Here is a 21305-nt window from a genome sequence, read left to right as displayed (position 1 = left end):
CATGCCCTTGGTCCACCTGGTGCGTCACGGTCACGTCCACAACCCGGACAAGATTCTGTACGGCCGCCTTCCGGAGTTTCGCCTGTCCGACGCTGGCGACGCGATGGCGCGCGCCGTCGCCGATTCGTTCGTGGCACAAGGCACTGACGTGGGCAGGGTTGTCGCCTCGCCTTTGCTCCGCGCGCAACAGACCGCGGCACCGATCGCGGCCGCTTTCGGCCTAGAGGTGGACACCGACGAGCGGCTCATCGAGGCAGGGAACGTCTACCAGGGCACGAAGGTGCAGTCTGGCCCCAAGGACTTTCTGCACCCGCGCAACTGGTGGCTGCTGCGGAACCCGTGGCGGCCGTCATGGGGGGAGCCGTACAAGGAGCAAGAGGCGCGCATGTGGGCCGCGATCCGGGACGCCGCCGCGGCCACTCCCAATCACGACACCGTGATGGTCTCGCACCAACTGCCCATCTGGGTGGCGCGCATGAGCTTCGAGAAGCGTCGCTTCATCCACGACCCCCGCTCTCGCGAGTGCGCGGTCGCGTCCGTGACGAGTTTCACGATCGAGGACGGCAAGGCAACTGACATGACCTACTCGACGCCGGCTGCGCACATCGAGGCGCCCAAGTGAGGCCCATCGCCCGCTGGATCATCGGCATCGCCCTGCTGATCGCTATCGCGCTGTGGCTCGTGGGCTGCACCCCTGGGGACGCCCCCGATTCCCCCGGCTACGTGAGCGGCAACGGCACGGTCACGGTGTTCGACGACCCCAAGGAGCTCGCGCTCACCGGTACCTCGTTCGCGGGGGAGCCCGTGGATAGCGCGGACTTCGCGGGCCAGGTGGTGCTCGTGAACACGTGGTACGCCGCGTGCCCGCCATGCCGCAGCGAGGCCCCGCTCATGGTGGAGCTTGACGCTCGCGACGACGTGCAGGTGATCGGCGTCAACAACAGGGACGACGCTCCTACCGCGCAGGCCTTTGAGCGCACCTTCTCCGTGGAGTACCCCAGCATCTTCGACGAGGACGGCAAGGCGATCGCCCAGCTTCAGGGCCTGGTCTCGATCAACGCCGTGCCAACCACCCTGGTGGTGGCGCCGGACGGCACTATTTATGCCCGCATTATCGGCGAGGCGGAGCCGTCAACGCTGAAGTCCCTCGTGGATGATGTGGCGGGAGACACCGCGCCGTGAGCGGCACTGTTCTCACCGGCTCGCTCCTCGCCGCCATTCCCATCGCCATCCTCGCTGGCCTCGTGAGCTTCGCGTCGCCGTGCGTGGTGCCCCTGGTTCCTGGCTACTTGGGCTACGTGAGCGGCATGGCCGGTGCCGACGTTGGCGCCAAGAACCGCCGCCCTCGGCTGGTGCTTGGGGTGCTGCTGTTCATCGCGGGCTTCAGCGCGGTCTTCATCGTGCTGGGCGTGGCCGTGTCCGCGCTTGGCGCGCAGGTTCAGGCGCAGATCGACGTCATCAGCCGCATCCTCGGCGTGGTGGTGATCCTGATGGGCCTCGCCTTCATGGGCGCCGTGCCGTTCCTCCAGAACGAGCGCCGCATGCACGTCTCGCCGCGCGCCGGGCTGGCTGGAGCGCCGGTGCTCGGCGTCGCCTTTGGTCTTGGCTGGGCCCCGTGCATCGGCCCCACGCTCGCTGCAGTTTTGACGCTGAGCCTCACCGAAGGCTCGCAAGGGCGGGGCATCATTCTCGCGATCGCGTATTGCCTCGGGCTGGGGCTACCCTTCCTTGCGCTCGCGTTCTGGATTGAGCACTCCTCGAAGGTGCTTGGCTGGCTGCGCAAGCACCGCCTGGCGCTCATGCGAGTGGGCGGCGCGTTGCTGATCATCCTTGGCGTCCTGCTCGTCACAGGGCTGTGGTCCAACCTCACGGGCCTGCTGCAAGGCTGGATCGACGGGTTCTGGGTGAGCGTCTGATGGCCCGCGTCAAGCTCGACAATTACGTGCTTCCCGAGGCGCCGCGCCTCGGCTTCCGCGGCTGGATGCGGTGGATCTGGCGTCAGGTCACGTCGATGCGCGTGGCTCTGATCCTGCTGCTGTTGCTCGCGATGGGCGCGATCCCAGGGTCCGTGCTCCCGCAAGCTCCGCGCGAGCCGGTCAAGGCCCGCGAGTTCGTCGAGGCTAACGGCTGGTGGGGCCAGTTCCTGGAGAAGGCCGGCTTCCTCGACGTCTACGGCTCCGCGTGGTTCACCGCCATCTACGTGCTGCTCTTCGCCTCCCTCATCGGCTGCATCATCCCGCGTTGCATCGCGCACTACCGCGAAATGCGCGCCCCGGTGACGAAGGCGCCAAGCCGCCTCGATCGCTACCAGCCCCAAGCCCACGGCGAGGCAAGCGGTGAACCCGGCGAGGCCGTCGGGCAGGTTGCCAAGGCGCTGCGCCCAAACCCAGGCTTCTGGGGAACCTTCACCGGCTACCGGGTGCGCATCGATGACAGGGTCACGAAGGGCGAGCGCCAGGTGGCGCTCGCGGCGGAGAAGGGTCACATCCGCGAGCTCGGCAACCTCGTGTTCCACGTCTCGCTCATCGGCATCTTGATCTGCGTGGGGTTTGGCGCGGCGTTCACGTACCGGGGCCAGGCGATCATCGTGGAGGGGCGCTCCTTCACCAACTCAGTGGTGGCGTATGACACGTTCAGCTCTGGGCGGCTGTTCAATGAGGACTCCCTGGAGCCGTTCACGCTCACCCTTGACGAGTTCCACTCGCAGTTCTCACTGGCGGGGCGCCCGGAGAGCTTCGCCGCAGACGTCACCCTCACCGAGCCGGGCCGCGAACCCACCCAACACACCATCAAGGTCAACAGCCCGCTTGGCGTTGACGGCGCCAATATCTATCTGCAGGGCAACGGCTATGCGCCGGATCTCACCTTCACGGACTCGGACGGTAACGTCGCCTACAGCGGCCCCGTGGTGTTCATCCCACAAGACGGCTTCTACACGTCCACGGGCGTGGTGAAGGCGCCCGACGTCACGAGCGGCGAGCAGGTGGGCATCAAGGCCACCCTGTATCCCACTGCGGTGGGCGAAGGCACCGACTTCCTCTCACTTCACCCCGATCTCACCAACCCCGTCATCGTCTTCACCGCCTACACGGGCGACCTCGGCCTCGACGACGGCGTGCCCCAAAACGTCTACAAGCTCGACGAATCGCGCCTCAGCCCGGTGCGCGGCGAGGACGGTCAGCAAGCGGTGATGGTCATCAAGCCAGGGGAGACGGTGGAATTGCCCGACGGCTCCGGCAGCCTCACGTGGAATGACACCTATCGCTATGCCGCCTTTGATATCCGGGCGGACCCTTCGCTGCCGTTCTTGCTGTTCTTTGCGGTGACCGCGCTGCTTGGATTGGCGCTCAGCCTGTTCGGCGCGCGCAGACGCATCTGGGTGATCGCGACGGCTGGCGCTGGCGACGCCCCAGTTACTCTTGTCCATGGTGCCGCGCTGGCGCCGCCGCATGACCTGGCGAAGGCCAAAGCGGAGTTGGCGCGAGCCATGGCGGCAGCGGGCCGCCGGGAGGAGGAGTGATGATCGACGCTCAAGCCATCAGCGTTGCCGCCCTGTGGGGCGCGTGCATCCTGTATGCCGTGGCGATGGTCGCGTACTCCATCCGCTTGGCGCGCGAGGCGGACGCCAAAGTGCAGGCGCGCAAGGCTGCCGCCCAGCGTGTGGCCCAGCCGGCGGTGGTGACCGGAGCGCCGGCGACTGTTGGCGATGGGGTGACCGCGGCGTCGGGCAATGCAGGGCCCATCCCTCTCAAACTGCCGCGTTCCGCGCGCAAGGCGCTTGGCATCGCCAAATCCGCAACGCTCGTTGGCTTCATCCTGAACGCCGTTGGCGTACTTGCCAGGGGTATTGAGGCCAAGCATGTGCCGTGGTCGGACATGTACGAGTACTCGATCACGGGCGCGCTCGTGGCGGTTGGCGTGTTCCTGCTGGTGCAACGCAAGCGGGACGTCACCTTCCTTGGCGCGGGCGTGACCGGGCTTGCGACCATTGCGCTGGGGCTTGGCCTCACCGTTCTCTACGCGGAGGCGCAGACGCTGCCGCCCGCGCTGCAGTCGATGTGGCTCATCATCCACGTGTCGATCGCGATCATCTGCACCGGCATCTTTGGAGTGGCGTTCATCGTGACCGCGCTGCAACTGCTCAAGGACTACCGGGACTCCGGAACGCCGCGGACGTCGTGGGCGCGGGGCCGCTCCCTGCGGTTCCTCGAGGCCGTGCCCAAGCCGGACGTGCTGGAGGCGCTCGCGTTCCGGCTCATTGCCGTGGGCTTTGTGCTGTGGACCTTCACGGTGATGGCCGGAGCGATCTGGGCCGAGCACGCGTGGGGCCGCTACTGGGGATGGGACCCCAAGGAGGTGTGGAGCTTCGTCATCTGGGTGATCTACGCCGCGTATCTGCACGCGCGCACCACGCAGGGGTGGGCGGGCCGCAAGAGCGCCTACCTTGCGCTCGTTGGGTTTGGCGCGCTCATCATGAACTTCACCGTGGTGAACTTCGTATTCCAGGGCCTCCACACCTACGCCGCGGGGTCTTGATTCCGTGAAGATTGCGCTGGTGCTCGACGACAGCATTGATAGGCCCGACGGCGTGCAACAGTACGTGCGTTCGCTGCGGTCCTATTTGGAGCGGGTTGGGCACGAGGTGCACGTGTTGTGTTCTGTTTCTTCTTCCGCGGATCCGCATGTGCACTCCTTGGCGCGGAATGCGTCTGTGCGCTTCAACGGCAATGGTTTGAGGACTCCGCTCCCGGCTTCACGGCGCGCGATCCGCGAGGTGTTGGCCGCTGAAGACTTCGACGTGATCCACGTGCAGACGCCGCACTCGCCGGTGTTTGCGGGGCGGGTGGTGGAGGAGGCGCGCAAGTTGCGCGCGCGGTCCGTGCGCATCGTGGCGACGTTCCACATCCTCCCTGATGGGCGGGTGTCCGAGTGGGGTACGAAGGCGCTTGGGGTGGCGCTGCGGAAGAACCTGCGGAAGTTTGATGCTTTCGCGGCGGTGTCCGCGCCGGCCGCCGCCTTCGCTGCCGCGTCGTTTGGGATTGATTGCCGTGTGATCCCCATTGGCATTGACCTTGGTGCGTTCCGGCGCGTTCCGGAGCGAGAGCGCGGGCGGCTGCGCGTGGCGTTCCTTGGGCGGCTCGTGGAGCGCAAGGGCGTGCTCGAGCTGCTCGAGGCGCTGCCGCTGCTTGAGCAGGACCTCTTGGACCGGCTTGACGTGCGGATCGCGGGCCGAGGGCCGCTGCTGGACGAGGCGGAGAACGCGGTGGTGCGCAACGACCTTGCTGACGTCGTGTCGTTCGTGGGGTTCGTGTCCGAAGAGGACAAGCCACAGTTCCTCGCGGACGCAGACATCGCGGTGTTCCCCGCCACCGGCGGTGAGAGCTTTGGGATTGTGCTGATCGAGGCGATGGCTTCCGGTGCTGGGGTGGTGCTCGCTGGCGCGAATCCGGGGTACCTGTCCGTGATTGGGCCGCGCCCAGAGGTGTCTGTGGATGCCACGGATGCGACGGCGTTCGCCGCCGCTCTGACGCGACTGGTTGAGGACGCTGCCTTGCGCGAGGAGCTGCATGCCGCGCAGCAGGAACACGTGAAGTCGTTCGACCTTGACCTCGTTGGCGCGCGCGTGATGCGGGAGCTCTACGGGGTGGAGTGACCTTCCGGCCGGGCGAGCCGACGTTCCAAGTACTCCTCGAGCGCCTCCCTGACGATCTCGCTTCGAGAGCGCCCTTCGCTTTCCTCGATTTCGAGCAACGCGTCGTACTGGAGCTTCGTGACGGCAATGTTTACTCGCGGAGAGCGTTCGCCGTGCCGACCTCTGGCGCCGCCGACACGTGGCCGTCCAACGCGTCGATTCAGTTCCTCCACATCGACGCCCGCTGACTCGAGGACGGACCGCCCGTAGGCGGCGGCGTCTTCACCCGACAGCGTTTGGGCGGGTGGTGACCATGAGAGCGGATCGGTGCGGTCGGTCGCTATCTTGCTCATCGATCAGTCTCCTTCGTAGCCAACGGCGGTGCGAGTGGATTCCCGCAACCGCATCACGTGGAAGATCATGACGCCGTCTGGCGGCGTGATCTCGGCGAGCACCTCCAGCGTCCCAAACCGGCTTGGCCCAATGAATAGCGTTGCACTCTGGCCGGCCGACCGGACGTCCTGTGCCACATGTACCGCGTGTGCCATGGAGTAGAGAGCCTCGTCATGGGGGATCCCATGCTTGTCGGCGCTGGCCGTCCACGTGACCCCCACGTCGAATAGTGTCCACCGTAATTGGTGATTGTGTCAACCACAATTAATCGTGGATCTTGGGGCAAGCTTTGCTTGATTGCGGGGGACGCGAGGAGGGCGAGCGCCTACTCGGTACCCTTGCGCCGCTGCTGGTCGCGGAGCCACCGCAGGTAGTCGGGGTCATCGTCAGGTGCTACGGGCGCGGAGCCGTCGTAGCGTCGGCGCGTGCGAAAGCGGGCCACCAGCCAGAAGATGGCACCCACGTAAGGAACGAGGACGATGAAAATGACCCACAGCGCCTTGTGCAATCCAAAGGGCTCGCGCTCTTCGCGATTGGCAACGTCGGTGACGCACCACGAGATCATCGCCACGTAGAGCACCACCAGCACCAGATATCGCATGGCCACACTGTAGTTCGATGGGCGCGTAGGTCGCGACTAGCCTGGTCCCATGAGAGTGCTCACCTACTGGCTGGCCCGACTGGGCATTTGGGCCGCGATTGCGGCCCTGCTGTGGTGGGTGGTGAAGTGGCAAGACCTGATCTCGCTCATCGCGTCCTTTGTGCTCGCGTGGCTCGTGAGCTACCTGGCGTTGCCGGGGATGCGGCGCCAGGCGGCGGCGCAGATGGACGGCTGGATGACCAGGTCCGAGAAGCACATTCACGAGGCGGACGCGGAAGAAGACGCTGAGATCGGCGCCTTCACCAGGGACGACCGAGAGTCCTGAGGTCTCCTGTAGGTACGTCAGATCCGGTTTCTAGGGATCCCTGCGCGCTATAGGTGCGTGAGGTCCGGGGGCGTAGCGCGACCCTACAGCGCAATCCCCACCGCGAGCAGGCACCCGTACACCAGCCCCACAGCACTGGTGCCAAGGAACAGCGGCTTGAGCGCCGCGCCCACGCGCAAGCGCATGCCAAGCACCAGCAGCCCAACGGGCAGCAAGAGCAACAACGTGATGAGCACCCACGGCTGCGCGAACGCGATGAGCACGGACAGGATCAGCGGCAGCGACACGCTCGCGGCGTAGAGCTGGCGTGCCCTGAAGTCGCCAACGCGCACCGCGAGGGTGCGCTTGCCCGCAGCGGCATCGGTCTCGATGTCGCGGATGTTGTTGACCAGCAGCATCGCCACGGCCCACAGGCCAAGCGCGAAGGACGCAAGCACCGCCCACCACGTCACGCGCCCTGCTTGCGTGTACATCGTTCCCAGCGTTGCCACCGGACCAAAGAACACGAAGACGCTGACCTCGCCCCAGCCCGCATATCCATAGGGTCGCTCGGACCCCGTGTAGTACCAGGCCGCCACGATCGCCACCAGACCAACGCCAAGCAACCACCAGTACCCGCTGAGCGCCACCAGGGCCAGCCCAAGCACGGCGGCCACGCCAAACGACCCAAGTGCGGCCGCCTTCACCGCGGACGGCGTGGCCTTGCCCGTCGCCACCAAGCGATCGGGGCCGATGCGATCCACGTCCGTGCCGCGCACGCCATCCGAGTAGTCGTTCGCGAAGTTCACGCCCACTTGGAGCGCCAATCCCACACCGAGCGCGAGGATCGAGAACAGGAAGTGAGACGCGCCCGCGGCGTCGGCCGCGGCCGTGCCAACCAGCACGGGCGTAATCGCGGTCCACAGGGTGCGCGGCCGCGCTCCGGCCATCCAGTCGTCGAACGATGTCGCCACCTACTGCTCCTCACCCGCGGCGAGCGTTCGCATCGCGCGTCGGTCAATCTTGCCACCCTCGGTGAGGGGCAACTCCTCGACGATGCGCAGCTCGCGCGGGAGGTCATAGAGGTGGGTGAGGAGCGGCTTGAGGTCCTCGCGCACCTCTTTCAGGCTTGGCATGCCCGACGCTGGCACCACCCACGCGGTGACGCGCTCGCCCCACTCGGGGTCGGCGACCCCCGCGACTGCGGCGCGGGAAACATACGGAAGAGCGTCGAGCGCGCGTTCGAGCCGCGCCGGGTGCGCCTTGAAGCCCCCGGTGTTGATCGCGTCATCAACGCGGCCGTGGACCTCGAGCATGGAGCCATCCCAGGTGCCGATATCGGGGGTGACCCACCACCGCTCGTCGCCTTCGGTGACAAACGCGGAGTCGTCGCCATCCGCGTAACCCTGCGCGAGCGTCGGGCCGGCGACGCGAACCACGCCGTCCACGACCGCAACGTCCACGCCGTCAAGAGGCACGCCGTCGTAGACACACCCGCCGCACGTCTCCGTGGCGCCGTAAGTAGAGATGAGGTTGGCGTCGAGATCCAGGGGTGGCAGCGGAGCGCCGCCCACAAGCACGGCGTCAAAGCTCGCCAAGGCCGTGCGGCCCTGCGGGGTCTGCGCGAACCGAACCACCTGCGTTGGCACGAGCGACGTGTAACGGCGGCGGCCCTCGAGTTCGCGCGCGGCGGCGGCGAACTCCTCCACGTTTGACAGGCTTGAGGGACGCGTCAGCAACTCGGTGCCATCGACGTAGGTGCGAGCGATGACGAGCGCGCCACCGATCCTCTTTGGCGGGATAGAAAGCAGCCACGAGCCAGGCCCACCCAAGCGCGCGGTGGTGGCACGCGCCGAGGCGATCACGGCGTCGGTGTCGATGAGGACCTCGCGCGGTTCACCCGTGGAGCCCGACGTTTCCACCGCGATTCCCGCCGCCTCGCCGGTCAGCGCGGCGATGAGCGCTCGCCGCGGATTGTCGGCAAGGCGGGCGTGCTGCATGGGTCAAGCGTAGGCCGCGCCGTAGACTGCGCGACATGATCAGGGTGAGGTCCGCGGGGCTTGCGGCGCTAACGGTTGCCGTTGCACTCGCGGTGGGGGCGTGCGCGCCCGCCGACACGGTGGAGCCCAACACCACGGTCCAGGCATCGGCGTCGCCGGTGGATCGCGAGCCCGCACCCAGCCCGCCCGCGGACCCCAAGCCGGCCGTCACCTGGCCGCTGACGGGGCTTGACGCAACCACAGCGTCGGCCAGTGACCTGAAGCGGCCCGCGCTGTCTATCAAGATCGAGAACACGGAGGCCGCGCGGCCGCAGACCAACCTCGAGTTCGCGGACGTTGTGTTCGAGGAGAACGTCGAGTACGGCATCTCGCGCCTCATCGCGGTGTACCAGAGCAACTACCCGGATGAGGTTGGCCCCATTCGCTCGATGCGTCCTATGGACAAGAACATCATGGGCTCGCTCGGTGGGCCGCTCGTGTTCTCTGGGGCGCAGCGGCGCTTCATCAACGACGCTGCGGCATCGGGGACGGTGCTCATTGCGCAAGATGTGGGCTCCTACGGCTTCTTCCGCACCAGCGACAAGCCTGCCCCCCACAACCTGCACGGGCATCCCGCGGACTTCGCTGAGCAGTCAAAGGGGGCCGTGGCGCCCAAGGAGCAGTGGGCGTTCGCCTATCCCGGCACTATGGCGACAGCAACCCTGCTAGGCAAGCCGACGTCCAAGATCGACATCCGGTTCTCGTCCTACTCGCACCCGCACTGGGAGTGGAACGCAGACAAGTCCCTGTGGATGCGCTACGAGTACGACTCGCCCCACAAGGCCGCGTCAGGCACGCAGCTCAGCGCCACCAACGTGGTGGTCATCTACGTGACCGTGCGCGAGACCGGGGCAACCTCGGTGGGGATGTCGGTGCCGGAGACCCTCGTTGCGGGCGAGAAGGGGAAGGGCTTTGTGGCTACCGGCGGCAAGCGCATCGCCGTGACGTGGTCCAAGAAGAGCCGCACCGCGCCATTCGTGCTTAAGGATTCCAATGGGGACGCGGTGGCCATGGCCCCGGGTCAGACGTGGTGGGAGCTGGTGCCGACCAACGGCGAGTTCGCGACCAAGGTGACGTTCAGCGACTAGGGCGCGGCGCCGTCAGAACGCGTACGGGAACTTGGTCCAGTCCGGGTCTCTGCGCTCGAGGAAGGCGTCTCGCCCCTCTTGCGCCTCTTCGGTCATGTAGGCGAGCCGCGTGGCCTCGCCCGCAAACACCTGCTGGCCCGCCAAACCATCATCTGCCAGGTTGAACGCAAACTTGAGCATGCGGATGGCTTGCGGGGATTTGGTGGCGATGATCTTGGCGTACTCGAGGGCGCGCGCCTCCAGTTCCAGGTGAGGCACCGCCTCGTTCACGGCACCCCAGCGCTCGGCGTCCTCGGCGGAGTACTCGCGCGCGAGGAAGAAGATCTCCCTGGCGCGCTTGTCCCCCACTTGACGCGCCAACAGCGCAGAGCCGTAGCCCGCGTCAAAAGAGCCGACGTTGGCGTCGGTCTGCTTGAACCTCGCGTGCTCTTTGCTCGCCAGGGAGAGGTCGGCCACCACGTGGAGCGAGTGCCCTCCGCCCGCCGCCCAGCCGTTCACGGCCGCGATCGTCACCTTGGGGGAGTTCCGCATGAGGCGCTGCACCTCGAGGATGTGCAGCCGGCCGCCGTGGGCCGGTGCGTTGGCAGCGGAACCCTCGTACAGGTACCCATCCCGGCCACGGATCCGCTGGTCGCCGCCAGAGCAAAAGGCGTGCACGCCGTCGGCCGCCGGGCCGTTGCCGGTGAGAATGATGGCCGCAACGTCCACGGTTTGGCGCGCGTGGTCGAGCGCGCGATACAGCTCGTCCACGGTTTGGGGGCGGAAGGCGTTGCGCACCTCGGGGCGGTTGAACGCGATGCGCACGGCAGGGAGGTCGCGTTCCTCATCACCAGACCTGGCGACCCACCGGTGATAGGTGATGTCAGCGTCGGGAAAACCCTCGATGGCGCGCCACTGGGAGGCGTCCATGAGATCGGAGACCTGGGCCGGAACAGAGCTCATGTGGCGAGCCTAGTGCGCGTACCAACCCGGAACGCGGCCGGTGCCGTTCAATGGGCGAAGGAGGCGCGATGGGAGCCTGGCAGGCGGTTGCGGACGAGCTGATAGAGCGGCGCTACGGCGCGCTCGTTGGCTACGCGCTGCTGCTCACGCGCAATCGGCACGATGCCGAGGAGCTGGTGCAGGACGCGCTCATCGCCACCTTCACGCGGCGCGCGCGGTTTGATTCGGTGGCGGGCGCGGAGGCGTACGTGCGGCGCGCGATCGCCTCGCGGTTTGTCGACATGTCTCGCTCGAGCGCCCGGCGGCTCAGGCGCGAACGTGCGGCAGCGCCCATGGAGGCCGTGCATGGGCCCGACGCTGTGGTTGAGCCAGATCCCGCGCTCGCCGCCGCGCTGGCTCAGTTGGCCCCTCGGGTGAGGGCGTGTGTGGTGCTTCGGTACCTCTCGGATCAGTCGATCGCCCAGATCTCCGACGCCCTTGGCATCGCCGAGGGCACGGTCAAGCGCAATGTCTATGACGGAGTGAGAGCGCTCGCGGCAGCGTTGGGCACGGACGCCGACGAGGAAGACCTTGCAGACGTGGTGGTGAAGGAGGTGCGGTCATGAACGATCTTCAGCAGCGGCTCATCGCCGCCGAGCGGAGCGGCGCCACCGGAGTGGACGCGCTGGCGGCGAAGTATGAGGTGATGCGGTCCGTGCAACGGCGCCGCACCGGCCGGGCCCTTGGAATGGGAGTGGGCGCGATCGTCGCGGCCGCCGGGGTCACACTCGCGGCACTGAACCTCGTGAATATTCCTACGCCTGTGCCACCCGCTATTCAGCCGCAGGTTGTTGACGTGACATCCAGGGACGCGGTGAGCGTCACCAAACTCGATCAAGGCGAGTACCCTACGTTTCCTAGCTCCGCGCGGGTGTTTGACCTCATTGACGATCGCTGGGCGCTCGCGATGTGGGAGATGGAGCCAAACGCGGGAGTCATGCTCATCATCGTGGGCCCAGACGGCAGCACATGGAACGCCAACCTCGTCGCCGTCGACCCCGATGCCCAACTGCTTGCTTGGAATCCCGCGGCGCGCACCGCGCTCATCTCCACGTCGCCGCGAGGAGCGAAAGAAATCTCAGCAGACGCCGAGCTGGCCGTGATCAGCCTTGACCGCACGGAGAATGCGTGGACATCAGAGTGCATGAACGATCCCGGCGCTCCCGTTGTGGAGCAATACGCGGCCGCCTTCGAGGACGGCTACGTCGTGCGCAACGGATGTGGCGAGGAGTTCTTCACCACGGACGGTAGCGTGCGCACGGAGCTCACGGACCAGCAGCAGGTGGCGCTTCTCGACGCCGTCTTCCCGCGCGCAGGGATCACCGGCATCGAACCGAACGACCACGGCGTGATGGTGGGGAACACGGACCTCTTCATGGACACCACGAAGTGCGTGCCGCTTGTCATGCCACGCCAGTACTTGGTGGGCGTGGGATGCCAAACGGAGAGTGGGTTCGAGGTGGATGCGGGCCAGATTGCAGGAACCGTGGTCCCGCTGACTGGTGTCGACACGCTCCCCAACATCTCCAAGCTGTGCGGCACGGGAGCGCTCTACGGCACGCTCTCCGACGGCAGTGTTGGGGTCGGCACCATCGAGGGCGACCACGCCGTCGCTCTCACGGCGAACGGTAGCCCCATCGACTCGTGTCGAGACGGGCGTTACACCTGGTATATCGCGGGTGGAGACCTCTACTTCTCTGTCTCCCTCGATGAGGTGACGCGAGTGATCGACCTCACCACAGCGTCGGGCAGCGACACGACGCCGCGTGGCGTGCTGGACGTTGCCCCCGCCCCCGCCTTGGAGCCGTTGGGCTGAGCCGGGTGCACCGCTTAGGTTAGGTGCATGGACTTCCGGCCGTTCCGCGTTGAGCTCACCACTCGGTTTCGGGGGGTCACCGAACGCTCGGGGGTGCTTCTTCACACACAGGGGCCCGACGGCGTGGACCACTGGGGGGAGTACTCACCTTTCGCTGACTACACCCCGCGCAGGGCCTCGCGCTGGTGGGCGGCGGCGATGGAGGCGGCGCGCGGCGAATGGCCCGATCCCGTACGCGATGAGGTGCCAACCAATGCCGTAATCCCCGAGGTGCCAGCGGCCCAGGCGGCCGAGATGGCCGCGGCGTCGGGGTGCCGGACCGCCAAGGTCAAGGTGGGCGGGCTTGGCTCCACGCTGCAGGACGCGGCTCGCGTAGAGGCCGTGGCCGGGGCGCTAGGGCCCGGCGGGCGCGTGCGCGTGGACGCGAATGGCGCATGGGACGTGGACGACGCCGTGCGAGCGCTCACCGAGCTTGAACTCGCCGCGAGGCGTGGGGGCATCGAGGGCCTCGAGTACGCGGAGCAGCCGTGCGCGACGGTTGCCGATCTCGCGGCGCTGCGCCGCCGCGTGGACACGCCCATCGCCGCTGATGAGTCCGTGCGCCTCCCTGGCGACGCGGACGCCGTGGTTGCCGCGGAGGCCGCGGACATCATCGTGCTCAAGGTGGCGCCTCTTGGCGGTGTGAAGGCGTGCCTCGAGATCGCGGAGCGAGCTGGGTTGCCGGTTGTGGTCTCGAGCGCGCTTGAGTCCTCGGTGGGTCTCGCCGCGGGCATCGCACTTGCGCGGGCGCTCCCCGAGCTTCCGTACGCGTGCGGGCTTGGCACGGGTCTGCTTCTTGCCACGGATACCGTCACCGAGACGTTGGTTCCGGTGGATGGCGTGTTGCGCGCCCGCGAACTGGAGGTCACCGTATGACGCACCCCGCGGCGTCGTTCGCCCGCGAACTGGTGGCGTCGCTTGCCGTGCACGGTGTCGAGGACTTTGTGCTGTGCCCGGGCTCCCGAAGCGGACCGGTGGCACACGCTTTGGTGGCCGCAGCGTCGGGCAGTGAGGGCGCACCAAAGGTGAGCCTGCACGTGCGCATCGACGAGCGCTCCGCGGCCTTCTTGGCGCTGGGCATTGCGCGCGGGCTTGCGGCCGTGGGCACGCCGCGGCCGGTGGCGGTGGTGACGACGTCTGGGACGGCGGTTGGCAACCTGCTGCCCGCGGTCATGGAGGCGCATCATTCGGGCGTGCCGCTCATCGTCATCACGGCGGATCGTCCGCGCGAACTACGCGGCGTTGGCGCCAACCAAACCACGGACCAAGTGGGGATTTTCGGCACCTTTGTGCGGTGGTCCGCTGACATCGCCGCACCGGCCGACGCTGAGCCGCCTGGGCGGGCCACTCGCCTTGCGTCGCGGGCGGCAGCCACGGCCACTGGTGACGCGGCGAGCGATGAGGCCCGGGCGGCGGCAGGGCCCGTTCACCTGAATGTGGAGTTCCGCGAGCCGCTTGGGCCCGATGGCGGTGCGTGGCCGGAGACCGCGCGCGTAGAGCCCGTATTCTCCGGGGTGATCAATGTGGGGCTGCCGGCGGAGATCATCGGTGAGCCGCTGCCGTCGGTAGCGCGTGGCGTGGTGATCGCGGGCGACGGCGCGGGGGATGCGGCGCGGATCGTTGCCGAGGCGCATGGGTGGCCGCTGTTCGCGGAACCCACGTCCGGGGCGCGCGCGGGCGGGAACTGTGTTGCGGGGTATGTGCACGCGCTGGGCACACCGGAGGGGCGGGAACTCGCCGGTTCAGTGGAGCAGGTGGTGGTCATTGGGCGGCCAACGCTCACGCGCGGCGTTCAGTCGCTCATTGCGTCTGCTCCTGCTCTGTATGTGGCCGCGCACGGCGCGCGGTGGCGCGAAGCGCCGCTGCACGCCACGCAGGTGTTGCCGCGAGTGCCGCGAGCCTGGCTCGACCGCCCAGACGTAACCCCAGACCAGGGGTGGCTGAATGCGTGGCTAGAGATAGCGTCGGGCATTCCGGTGACAGAGGGGTGGAACGCGAAAGCCGTCGCTGAAACGTGGCTGGCGTCGTTGGGGCCCGAGAGCCTTGCTGTGGTGGGATCGTCGGGGCCGATTCGCGCGATCGATCGCGTGGCGCCAGCGTGGCCCGTTGGGCGCGCGCCGCAGCTGCTGGCGAACCGCGGACTGTCTGGGATCGACGGCACCGTGTCCACGGCCGTGGGGGTGGCGCTTGGGGCGCGCGGGCCAGTGGAGGCGCTCATGGGCGACGTGACGTTCCTGCACGACGTTGGCGGGCTGCTCGTTGGGCCGCTCGAGGCGCGGCCGGACGTGCGGATCGTGGTGGTGAACGACGGGGGCGGGACCATCTTTGGCGGGCTTGAGCACTCGGCGGCGCCCTCCGACCATGTGGAGCGCGTGTTCACGACGCCGCATGGCGTGGCGATTGGGCCGCTGTGTGCGGCGTACGGGGCGGGGTACTCGCTCGTTTCTTCGGTAGCTGAGCTTGGCCTTGCTCTGCGCCGCGCGCCGCGCGGGGTTGAGGTGGTGGAGGCTGTGGTCGCGTAAGCCTCTCGTGGGGCGCGGCACAACGGTTTGCGGGGTGCCGGGCGTTAGTCCTCAAAGATGAGGGGAGTGGTACGTGGCGACATGGCCAGCCGTGCTGGACGAGCTGATGCGGACGCGCCGAGGCGCGCTCGTTGGCTACGCGGCGCTGCTGACGGGCGACGTTGCCGCAGCCGAGGACGTGGTGCATGACGCGATCGTGAAGTCGTTCTCGCGAGGGCGAGGCTTCGCTCATGTGAATCAGGCGGACGCGTATGTGCGCCGGGCGATTGTGTCGGTGTTCATCGATCGAGCGCGACGCGACGCTCGATTCCGGGAGGCGGCGCCCGCTCTTGCTGGCAACGACGTAGTGCCTGTCGCCGAGGGATCCGTAGATCTTGATCGCGCCCTAGCGTCGCTCAGCCCGCAGTTGCGGGCCGTCGTGGTGCTGCGGTTCTTTGACGACCTCACGGTGCCGCAGATTGCTTCTTCTATGGGGCTCGCGGACGGGACCGTGAAGCGGTACCTGCATGAGGCGCAGGGGGTGCTTGCGGGGGTCTACACGCAGGACCCAGCCGAGGAAGCCGTTGAGGTGGTTGTGCACAAAGTGAGGAGAGGGTCGTGAGCCTGCAAACACAATTGAGCGAGCGTGCGGTGCGGTACTCGAACGAGTGGTCTCCTGGCGCGTCGGACGAAGTTGCCGTCTCGCGCATCCATGGCGAGGTAGCGCGAAGGCGACGGTTGCGCGCGGGCCTGGCGGCAGCGTCGGGCCTCTCCGTTGTCCTGACGGGACTGGTCGCATACGGGCTTGCGGGGTCCGGGCAGCCGGTGGCGCCCGCAGCGACGCCGGGAGAGGCTTCGCCACTGGGGATTCTCGGAACTGTCGGCGCGAGTGATGCCGTGTTGAGCGTCAGCACTCATGGTGTGGGAAGTGTCGCGAACGACGTGGTAATCGTGCATGCGAACGCGACGGCGGTTGAACGGGTGCCCGGGTTTGAGGTGCGCGCGGCTCTTGGCGACGACGTTGCGGACTGGCCCGAGATCTCCCTTGTTCAGGTGCAGCCTGAGTTTTCGCGGGCAGTGTTCCTACTGAGCAATTCCACCGATAGCGGAACCGCGCGGATTGCGGTCTATAACTGGGGTCTGGGTGAAACCGTCATGGTTGTGGACCCGTGTGCGGGTTCGTTTGGAAGCGTGGATGCGTATCGATGGTGTCCGGTGGGATCGGGCTCTGAGGCGACTATTGCTCCGATGCCGGACCCCGGAGACCCCGAGTTGGCGTTTGTCCGGTGCGTCGGCGCGAGCGTGCGAGTGGGCCAGATCTACTCGATGACGTGCGCGACAGCGGGAGGGGCGACGTACCTCTACGTCACCGACGTGTCGAGCGGTGAGAGCACCACCACCGCTGTGGGTCGTGGGCCGCTTGAGCCGCCTCTGGTCGTAGGGGACATGATCTATGTCAATCGATCGACGACCGAGGGCGATCCGATCTTGACTACGTCTGGAGGTGTGGCCGTGTCAGTTGGCGACGCGCCTGTTCGTGGGCTTGGGGTAGTCGATGGGCGGCTTCTCGTCATGACGAGCTCTGACGGCTTTGGCGCACAGTCGACGTATGGCCGCGCTTACGGGCTGTGGACGCCCGAGACGGGTGAGTTCCAGCCGTTGTCTGTGCAGTTTGACGCTGACACGCGCGTGGACATGGCTGCGGTCGATAGGTGAGTTGTACCTGCTATTTGGCTTGTTCACTGGGATGGGCAAGCTGCGTCCCCAGGTGACCGGTCCGTCGGGTTTATCCACATTTGGACACGTTTTGGTAACGGAATCCTTCGTAGGGCCGATTTTGGGGTGTTCATGTCAGACCCCCTGAGTTGGCTAGAGGCATGGACGGGCTCGAGTCGCTGCAGCAGCGCATGGAGGCGTTGGCCGGATTGGCCGACGCCGACCCCGGCGCGCTCAGCGGCGACCAAGCGCTCGCGTGGACCACGGGACTCATCGAGGTGCGCAATGCCATCGACGCATTCGCGGCGCCGTTCGTGAGCCGCATAGAAGAGCTCTCCGAAGGCCCCGAGCGGTTCGCGCGGTGGAAGGGATTCCCCAGCACGGCGGCCCTGCTGTCGGGGCGCACGGGCATCACGCAGAGCGATGCCCACCGGCTCATCTCGCTCGGGAAGACTATGCAGCGCACCGTGGAAGTGAGCGCGCCAGTTGAGCTCGAGCCGGAGCCTGCTCCCGTGGAAGTGCCGCTCGATCTCGACGCGCCCGCCGTCGACGTGCGCGCCGTCGACCTGGCGCCCGTGGAGGTGCCACCACCGCCCGTCGCGCCTGCGCCGGTGCGCGTGATCTCGCCTCTCGCGCAAGCCGCACGGTCTGGCACGTTGCCGCCAGAGAAGATCCGCATCATTGAGACCACTGTTACGGCGATGTCTATCGACACGGCCCAGTTTGAGGCCGACGCGGTCGTCAAGGCGCCTCGGCTCACCTTGCGGCAGCTGCGCGTCTGGTGCCTGGCGAGGTTCGCGGAACTAGACCCGGTCGCTTACGAGGATCGGCAGACGCGCCAACGCGAGGATCGGTATCTCGCCTTCTCTCCCCAGCCCGACGGCATGGTCAGGGTGAGCGGTTTGCTCGACTCAGAGACGGCCGCCTTTGCGCTCGCCTGGTTTGGGGCGGAGGCGCGCGCCGCCATGGCGAATCAGCGCGGCTGGGACGAGGCGGAACGGCAGAGCATTGGCCAGATCAATGCCGACACCCTCGCTGCGCTCGCGAAGCATGCGTCCGGGTGCGACCGCGCGACCACCCGGCCCAAGACAACCGTGGTGGTGCGAATCGACCACGAGGTCCTGGAGAAGGCAGTGGGCTTCGGGACGTGCGACTCGCTCGAGGGCCCCGTCAACTATGGGATCTTGCGGAGGATGGCCGTGGACGCGGAGTTTCTGCCGGTGGTGCTCGGTGGGGCGTCGCTGCCGGTGGACGTCGGCCGTGCGCGCAGGTACTTCACGGAAGCGCAGCGCATTGTGATCGGGGAGCGAGACAGAGGTTGCTCGTGGTGCACCGCACCGCCAGCATGGTGCGATACTCACCACATCCAGTTCTGGTCCCGCAAGGGAAGGTCGGACGCGAAGAACGGACTGATGCTGTGCGTCGGGTGTCACCATCGGGTGCACGACTGTGGCTGGGACATCGAGGTGGACCACGAGGGTCAGGTGTGGTTCATCCCACCCTCCAGCGTGGATCCGCTTCGGCGACGACAACCGTCCAGCTCCGTACGCCTCGCCGCCTGATCCGGCGAGGCGGGGCGAAGCGTGTGATGCGCTGTCATGCTGCGCAGGGCGACGGTTTGCGCAGGTTGCCAGCTACGCGAGCCCCAGGGCCCTGCGCATTGGTTCGAGTTTGGCTTCGGACTCGGCCCACTCGTCGGCAGGATCGGACGCGGCCACGATGCCGCAACCGGCGAAGAGCCGCAGTTCACGAGGGTCGGCGCGGGAGATCTCAGCAGACCGCAGCCCAATGCACCACTCGCCATCCCCCGCCGCATCGATCCACCCAACCGGCCCCGCATACCGACCACGATCGAGCCCCTCTAGCGCGTCAATAACCCGCGCCGCGGCGAGAGTGGGCGTTCCGCACACCGCCGCGGACGGGTGCAGCTCGCGAACCAACTCCAACGCGGAAACGTTGTGGGACAGCACCCCCGTGACATCGGTGGCCAGGTGCATGACGTTGGGCAGGTGCAGCACCGAAGGCTCGTCCGGGACGTTGACTGAGCCGCAGTGCTCCGCGAGCACTTGGGTCACCGAGCGAACCGCGTACTCGTGCTCCTCGCGGTCTTTCGAGGACCGCGCAAGGGCACCCGCGCGGGCGAGATCGCCCATGTCGTCGCCCGTCATGCGGATGGTTCCGGCAAGCACTCGGGAAGCCACCAAACCGTGATCCACACGCACGAGCAGTTCCGGGGTGGCGCCCACCAACCCGTCCACGTGGAAGGCCCAGCACGTGGGGTACTCGGCGGCAAGCGGCGCCAACAAGGTCCGTACGTCAACGGGCCGCGAAGCGCGCGCCTCCACGGCCCTGGCCAACACCACCTTCTCGAGCGAGCCGCCCTGAATGTGCTGAACGGCCGCACCAACGGCCGCTTGCCACGCGGCCTCGTCACCGTCCTCCACCGTCACCGCACCCAAGGGGGTGGGGGAGGCAAACATGACCCGAGCGTCGGCCAGGCTTGGCATTTCCTCCGAGGAGTCCTCGCTGATGACGGTGAACCAGTGCGTTCCCTCGTGCGAGCCAACCACGAAGCGCGGCACCACGAGCGCGCCACCTGCCGTCGAGTCATCCGCAAACGCGAAGGAGCCGAACGCCACCAGCCCCGTGCCGCGCGAACGCACCTCATCGCGCACCGTGGTGTGGCGAACCAAGCGCCGCCACCAGGCCGCTGCGTCATCGATGCGCGCGGGCCCGGCAACGTCGATCCGCGCCACCTCGCCCCACGCGACCATGCCTTCCTCGCGGCGAACCCACGAGATACCAGCGGACTCGGGGAGTACCTCGAGGAGCGGTCCTGGATCATCGATGACGATCGTGCGCACCGCCAACGGGCCGGGCGTGGGGGCGTGGACGGTCACCTCGCTAACGTACCCCCAGCCGGGTGAGGTGCTTGTTCACGAACCTGCCATGCGGGTCCAGTCGCTCAAAGACCTCGCGCGCGTCGGCGAGCCTGGGGAACGCCGCCGCAATTCGCTCGCTGTCGAATGCGTGCCACTTGCCCCAGTGGGGTCGCGGCGCAAAGGGCGCCAGCGCGGCCTCAATCTTCGGCAGCACCGCGGCCACCGGTCCCGGAAGATTCCGCCATGTGAAGTGAATCGCGAGCGTGTCCCGCCCATACGCGCCCGACAGCCACAGCCCGTCCGCCGCCACCGTCCGCAGTTCTGTGATCATGAGCAGCGGGTCGATCGCGGGCGCGAGTTCGCGCACCGCCCGCAGCGCGTCTGCGGCGTCCTCGCGCGCCACAAAGTACTCGGTCTGAATCTCGTCGCCGTTGCTCGGCGTGCCGTCCAGCCGGAAGTGCGGCAGCCGGTGCAGCCACGCCCCCGGCGTGCCCTGTTCGGTGAGGTCGGCAGGATCCCCGTCCACGAGTCGGGTTGGCCCGTCCAGCAAGGTTCCGCCCATCCAGCCCGACGCTATGGCTGGGTCTCGCCCCTCCCTCGCCTTCACCCACACTTGCTCGAGCGTGGGCTCGCCCCACTTGGTGAAGACGGACACGGAGTACGCGGCGGCGAGGAGATGATCGCTATCGGCGAGGAAGTCTTCCCAGGTAATCCCTGCGAGCACGCTTTGTTGCACCTGGTAGGTGGGCTGAATGTCTAGCGTCACGCGCGTCACGACCCCGAACGCCCCAAGGCCCACGGCGAGCGCATGGAAGTCCATGTCCCCCCGCTGAACCGTCACTGTTGTACCGACGGCATCCAGGAACTCGAGGGCCTCGACGGACGAGGAGAGATTGCCATTGCCCACCCCAGAGCCGTGAGTGCCCGTCTGGGTGGCGCCAGCGATCGAGATGTGCGGAAGTGAGCCCATGTTCGCGAGCGCCCAGCCACGCTCCTCAAGCCACAGCGCAAGCACCCCGTAGCGCGTGCCAGCGCCAACCGTGACGGTGTGCGCCGCCTCGTCGAGTACCGGATCTGCAGGAACGTCTACCAAGGAAACGAGCGTGCCCTCGGTGTCCGCGAGGTCGTGGAACGAGTGGCGCGTGCCGAGCGCGCGCACCGGTCCATCCGCGGAGCGCAACACCTCCGCGGCCTCCTCGATGGACCGCGCCATCACCAGCCGAGCAGCGCCAAAGGTGTGGGTTCCCGCCCAGGTGACTCCAGCGTCGGACATAAGGCAAGCCTAGGCGCGTCCGGCTGCGCAACAGCCCTGA

At 67.3% G+C, this 21305-nt stretch carries 23 protein-coding genes; 15 read left to right on the top strand and 8 right to left on the bottom strand.

Annotation, left to right across the window (positions count from 1 at the left end; translation table 11 throughout):
* Position 1: 1 nt before the first annotated feature.
* Genes QM618_RS12290 through QM618_RS12265 form a run of 6 tightly spaced genes read left to right on the top strand, consistent with a single transcriptional unit; the run spans position 2 to position 5653 of the window.
* Positions 2-622, top strand: coding sequence for a histidine phosphatase family protein (locus QM618_RS12290; RefSeq protein WP_428099691.1), 621 nt, complete (start codon positions 2-4; stop codon positions 620-622).
* Positions 619-1182 (top strand): TlpA family protein disulfide reductase, encoded by a 564-nt coding sequence (locus tag QM618_RS12285; protein WP_428099688.1) that lies wholly within the window; start codon positions 619-621, stop codon positions 1180-1182. The genes QM618_RS12290 and QM618_RS12285 overlap by 4 nt, the downstream gene beginning before the upstream one ends.
* Entirely contained in the window at positions 1179-1916 is a 738-nt protein-coding gene (locus QM618_RS12280; protein WP_428099684.1) for a cytochrome c biogenesis CcdA family protein, read from the top strand. The genes QM618_RS12285 and QM618_RS12280 overlap by 4 nt, the downstream gene beginning before the upstream one ends.
* Positions 1916-3520 carry a cytochrome c biogenesis protein ResB gene (resB, locus tag QM618_RS12275; protein WP_428099682.1) on the top strand — a complete coding sequence of 535 codons (1605 nt, stop codon included), beginning with the start codon at positions 1916-1918 and terminating at the stop codon, positions 3518-3520. Before QM618_RS12280 ends, resB begins: the two co-directional genes overlap by 1 nt.
* Positions 3520-4536 carry a c-type cytochrome biogenesis protein CcsB gene (gene ccsB, locus QM618_RS12270; protein WP_428099680.1) on the top strand — a complete coding sequence of 339 codons (1017 nt, stop codon included), beginning with the start codon at positions 3520-3522 and terminating at the stop codon, positions 4534-4536. Before resB ends, ccsB begins: the two co-directional genes overlap by 1 nt.
* Before the next feature lie 4 nt (positions 4537-4540).
* Positions 4541-5653, top strand: coding sequence for a glycosyltransferase family 4 protein (locus tag QM618_RS12265; RefSeq protein WP_428099677.1), 1113 nt, complete (start codon positions 4541-4543; stop codon positions 5651-5653).
* On the opposite strand, the gene QM618_RS12260 is transcribed toward QM618_RS12265, so the two are convergent.
* The 3 genes from QM618_RS12260 to QM618_RS12250 form a co-directional block, all read right to left on the bottom strand.
* Positions 5638-5985 carry a ribbon-helix-helix domain-containing protein gene (locus QM618_RS12260; RefSeq protein WP_428099675.1) on the bottom strand — a complete coding sequence of 116 codons (348 nt, stop codon included), beginning with the start codon at positions 5983-5985 and terminating at the stop codon, positions 5638-5640. The two genes, QM618_RS12265 and QM618_RS12260, sit on opposite strands and share 16 nt — an antisense overlap.
* A gap of 3 nt (positions 5986-5988) precedes the next feature.
* Entirely contained in the window at positions 5989-6246 is a 258-nt protein-coding gene (locus tag QM618_RS12255; RefSeq protein WP_428099672.1) for a hypothetical protein, read from the bottom strand.
* 104 nt (positions 6247-6350) lie between these two features.
* Positions 6351-6626 (bottom strand): PLD nuclease N-terminal domain-containing protein, encoded by a 276-nt coding sequence (locus QM618_RS12250; RefSeq protein ID WP_428099668.1) that lies wholly within the window; start codon positions 6624-6626, stop codon positions 6351-6353.
* A gap of 49 nt (positions 6627-6675) precedes the next feature.
* On the opposite strand from QM618_RS12250, the gene QM618_RS12245 reads away from it, so the two are divergent.
* Complete coding sequence (locus QM618_RS12245) at positions 6676-6951, top strand: DUF4229 domain-containing protein (RefSeq protein WP_428099665.1); 276 nt, start codon at positions 6676-6678, stop codon at positions 6949-6951.
* Positions 6952-7034: 83 nt separating this feature from the next.
* Here the strand turns inward: QM618_RS12245 and QM618_RS12240 are convergent, their stop codons facing one another.
* Complete coding sequence (locus tag QM618_RS12240) at positions 7035-7904, bottom strand: 1,4-dihydroxy-2-naphthoate polyprenyltransferase (protein WP_428099661.1); 870 nt, start codon at positions 7902-7904, stop codon at positions 7035-7037.
* Positions 7905-8930 (bottom strand): AMP-binding enzyme, encoded by a 1026-nt coding sequence (locus QM618_RS12235; RefSeq protein ID WP_428099659.1) that lies wholly within the window; start codon positions 8928-8930, stop codon positions 7905-7907.
* A gap of 35 nt (positions 8931-8965) precedes the next feature.
* Between QM618_RS12235 and QM618_RS12230 the strand changes: the two genes are divergently transcribed.
* Entirely contained in the window at positions 8966-10057 is a 1092-nt protein-coding gene (locus tag QM618_RS12230; protein ID WP_428099656.1) for a DUF3048 domain-containing protein, read from the top strand.
* Positions 10058-10069: 12 nt separating this feature from the next.
* Here QM618_RS12230 and QM618_RS12225 read toward each other — a convergent pair whose 3' ends face one another.
* Entirely contained in the window at positions 10070-10999 is a 930-nt protein-coding gene (locus QM618_RS12225; protein WP_428099652.1) for a 1,4-dihydroxy-2-naphthoyl-CoA synthase, read from the bottom strand.
* A 68-nt stretch (positions 11000-11067) separates the two neighbouring features.
* Here QM618_RS12225 and QM618_RS12220 point away from each other — a divergent pair, with 68 nt between their 5' ends.
* The 7 genes from QM618_RS12220 to QM618_RS12190 all read left to right on the top strand — a co-directional run bounded on the left by QM618_RS12220 (position 11068) and on the right by QM618_RS12190 (position 18672).
* The gene (locus QM618_RS12220) at positions 11068-11604 is read left to right on the top strand and encodes an RNA polymerase sigma factor (protein ID WP_428099647.1); all 537 of its coding nucleotides are present in this window, start codon (positions 11068-11070) and stop codon (positions 11602-11604) included.
* The gene (locus QM618_RS12215) at positions 11601-12854 is read left to right on the top strand and encodes a hypothetical protein (protein WP_428099644.1); all 1254 of its coding nucleotides are present in this window, start codon (positions 11601-11603) and stop codon (positions 12852-12854) included. Before QM618_RS12220 ends, QM618_RS12215 begins: the two co-directional genes overlap by 4 nt.
* A 27-nt stretch (positions 12855-12881) precedes the next feature.
* Entirely contained in the window at positions 12882-13769 is an 888-nt protein-coding gene (locus QM618_RS12210; protein ID WP_428099641.1) for an o-succinylbenzoate synthase, read from the top strand.
* The gene (menD, locus tag QM618_RS12205) at positions 13766-15415 is read left to right on the top strand and encodes a 2-succinyl-5-enolpyruvyl-6-hydroxy-3-cyclohexene-1-carboxylic-acid synthase (RefSeq protein WP_428099638.1); all 1650 of its coding nucleotides are present in this window, start codon (positions 13766-13768) and stop codon (positions 15413-15415) included. Before QM618_RS12210 ends, menD begins: the two co-directional genes overlap by 4 nt.
* A gap of 73 nt (positions 15416-15488) precedes the next feature.
* Entirely contained in the window at positions 15489-16016 is a 528-nt protein-coding gene (locus QM618_RS12200) for a sigma-70 family RNA polymerase sigma factor (RefSeq protein ID WP_428099635.1), read from the top strand.
* Complete coding sequence (locus QM618_RS12195) at positions 16013-17110, top strand: hypothetical protein (RefSeq protein WP_428099632.1); 1098 nt, start codon at positions 16013-16015, stop codon at positions 17108-17110. The genes QM618_RS12200 and QM618_RS12195 overlap by 4 nt, the downstream gene beginning before the upstream one ends.
* Positions 17111-17271: 161 nt before the next feature.
* Positions 17272-18672 carry a DUF222 domain-containing protein gene (locus QM618_RS12190; protein ID WP_428099628.1) on the top strand — a complete coding sequence of 467 codons (1401 nt, stop codon included), beginning with the start codon at positions 17272-17274 and terminating at the stop codon, positions 18670-18672.
* Positions 18673-18744: 72 nt separating this feature from the next.
* On the opposite strand, the gene QM618_RS12185 is transcribed toward QM618_RS12190, so the two are convergent.
* Together QM618_RS12185 and QM618_RS12180 are read right to left on the bottom strand one after the other, a co-directional pair.
* On the bottom strand, positions 18745-20010 hold the full coding sequence (locus QM618_RS12185) for an isochorismate synthase (protein ID WP_428099623.1): 1266 nt from the start codon (positions 20008-20010) through the stop codon (positions 18745-18747).
* A 4-nt stretch (positions 20011-20014) separates the two neighbouring features.
* Complete coding sequence (locus QM618_RS12180; protein WP_428099617.1) at positions 20015-21265, bottom strand: FAD-binding protein; 1251 nt, start codon at positions 21263-21265, stop codon at positions 20015-20017.
* Positions 21266-21305: the final 40 nt, after the last annotated feature.

Origin of the sequence: Demequina sp., from assembly GCF_049841215.1 — a bacterium.
In the GTDB taxonomy this organism is placed as follows: domain Bacteria; phylum Actinomycetota; class Actinomycetes; order Actinomycetales; family Demequinaceae; genus Demequina.
The sequence above is the reverse complement of the archived record's forward strand: the minus strand, read 5'-3'. Positions and strand labels throughout refer to the sequence as shown.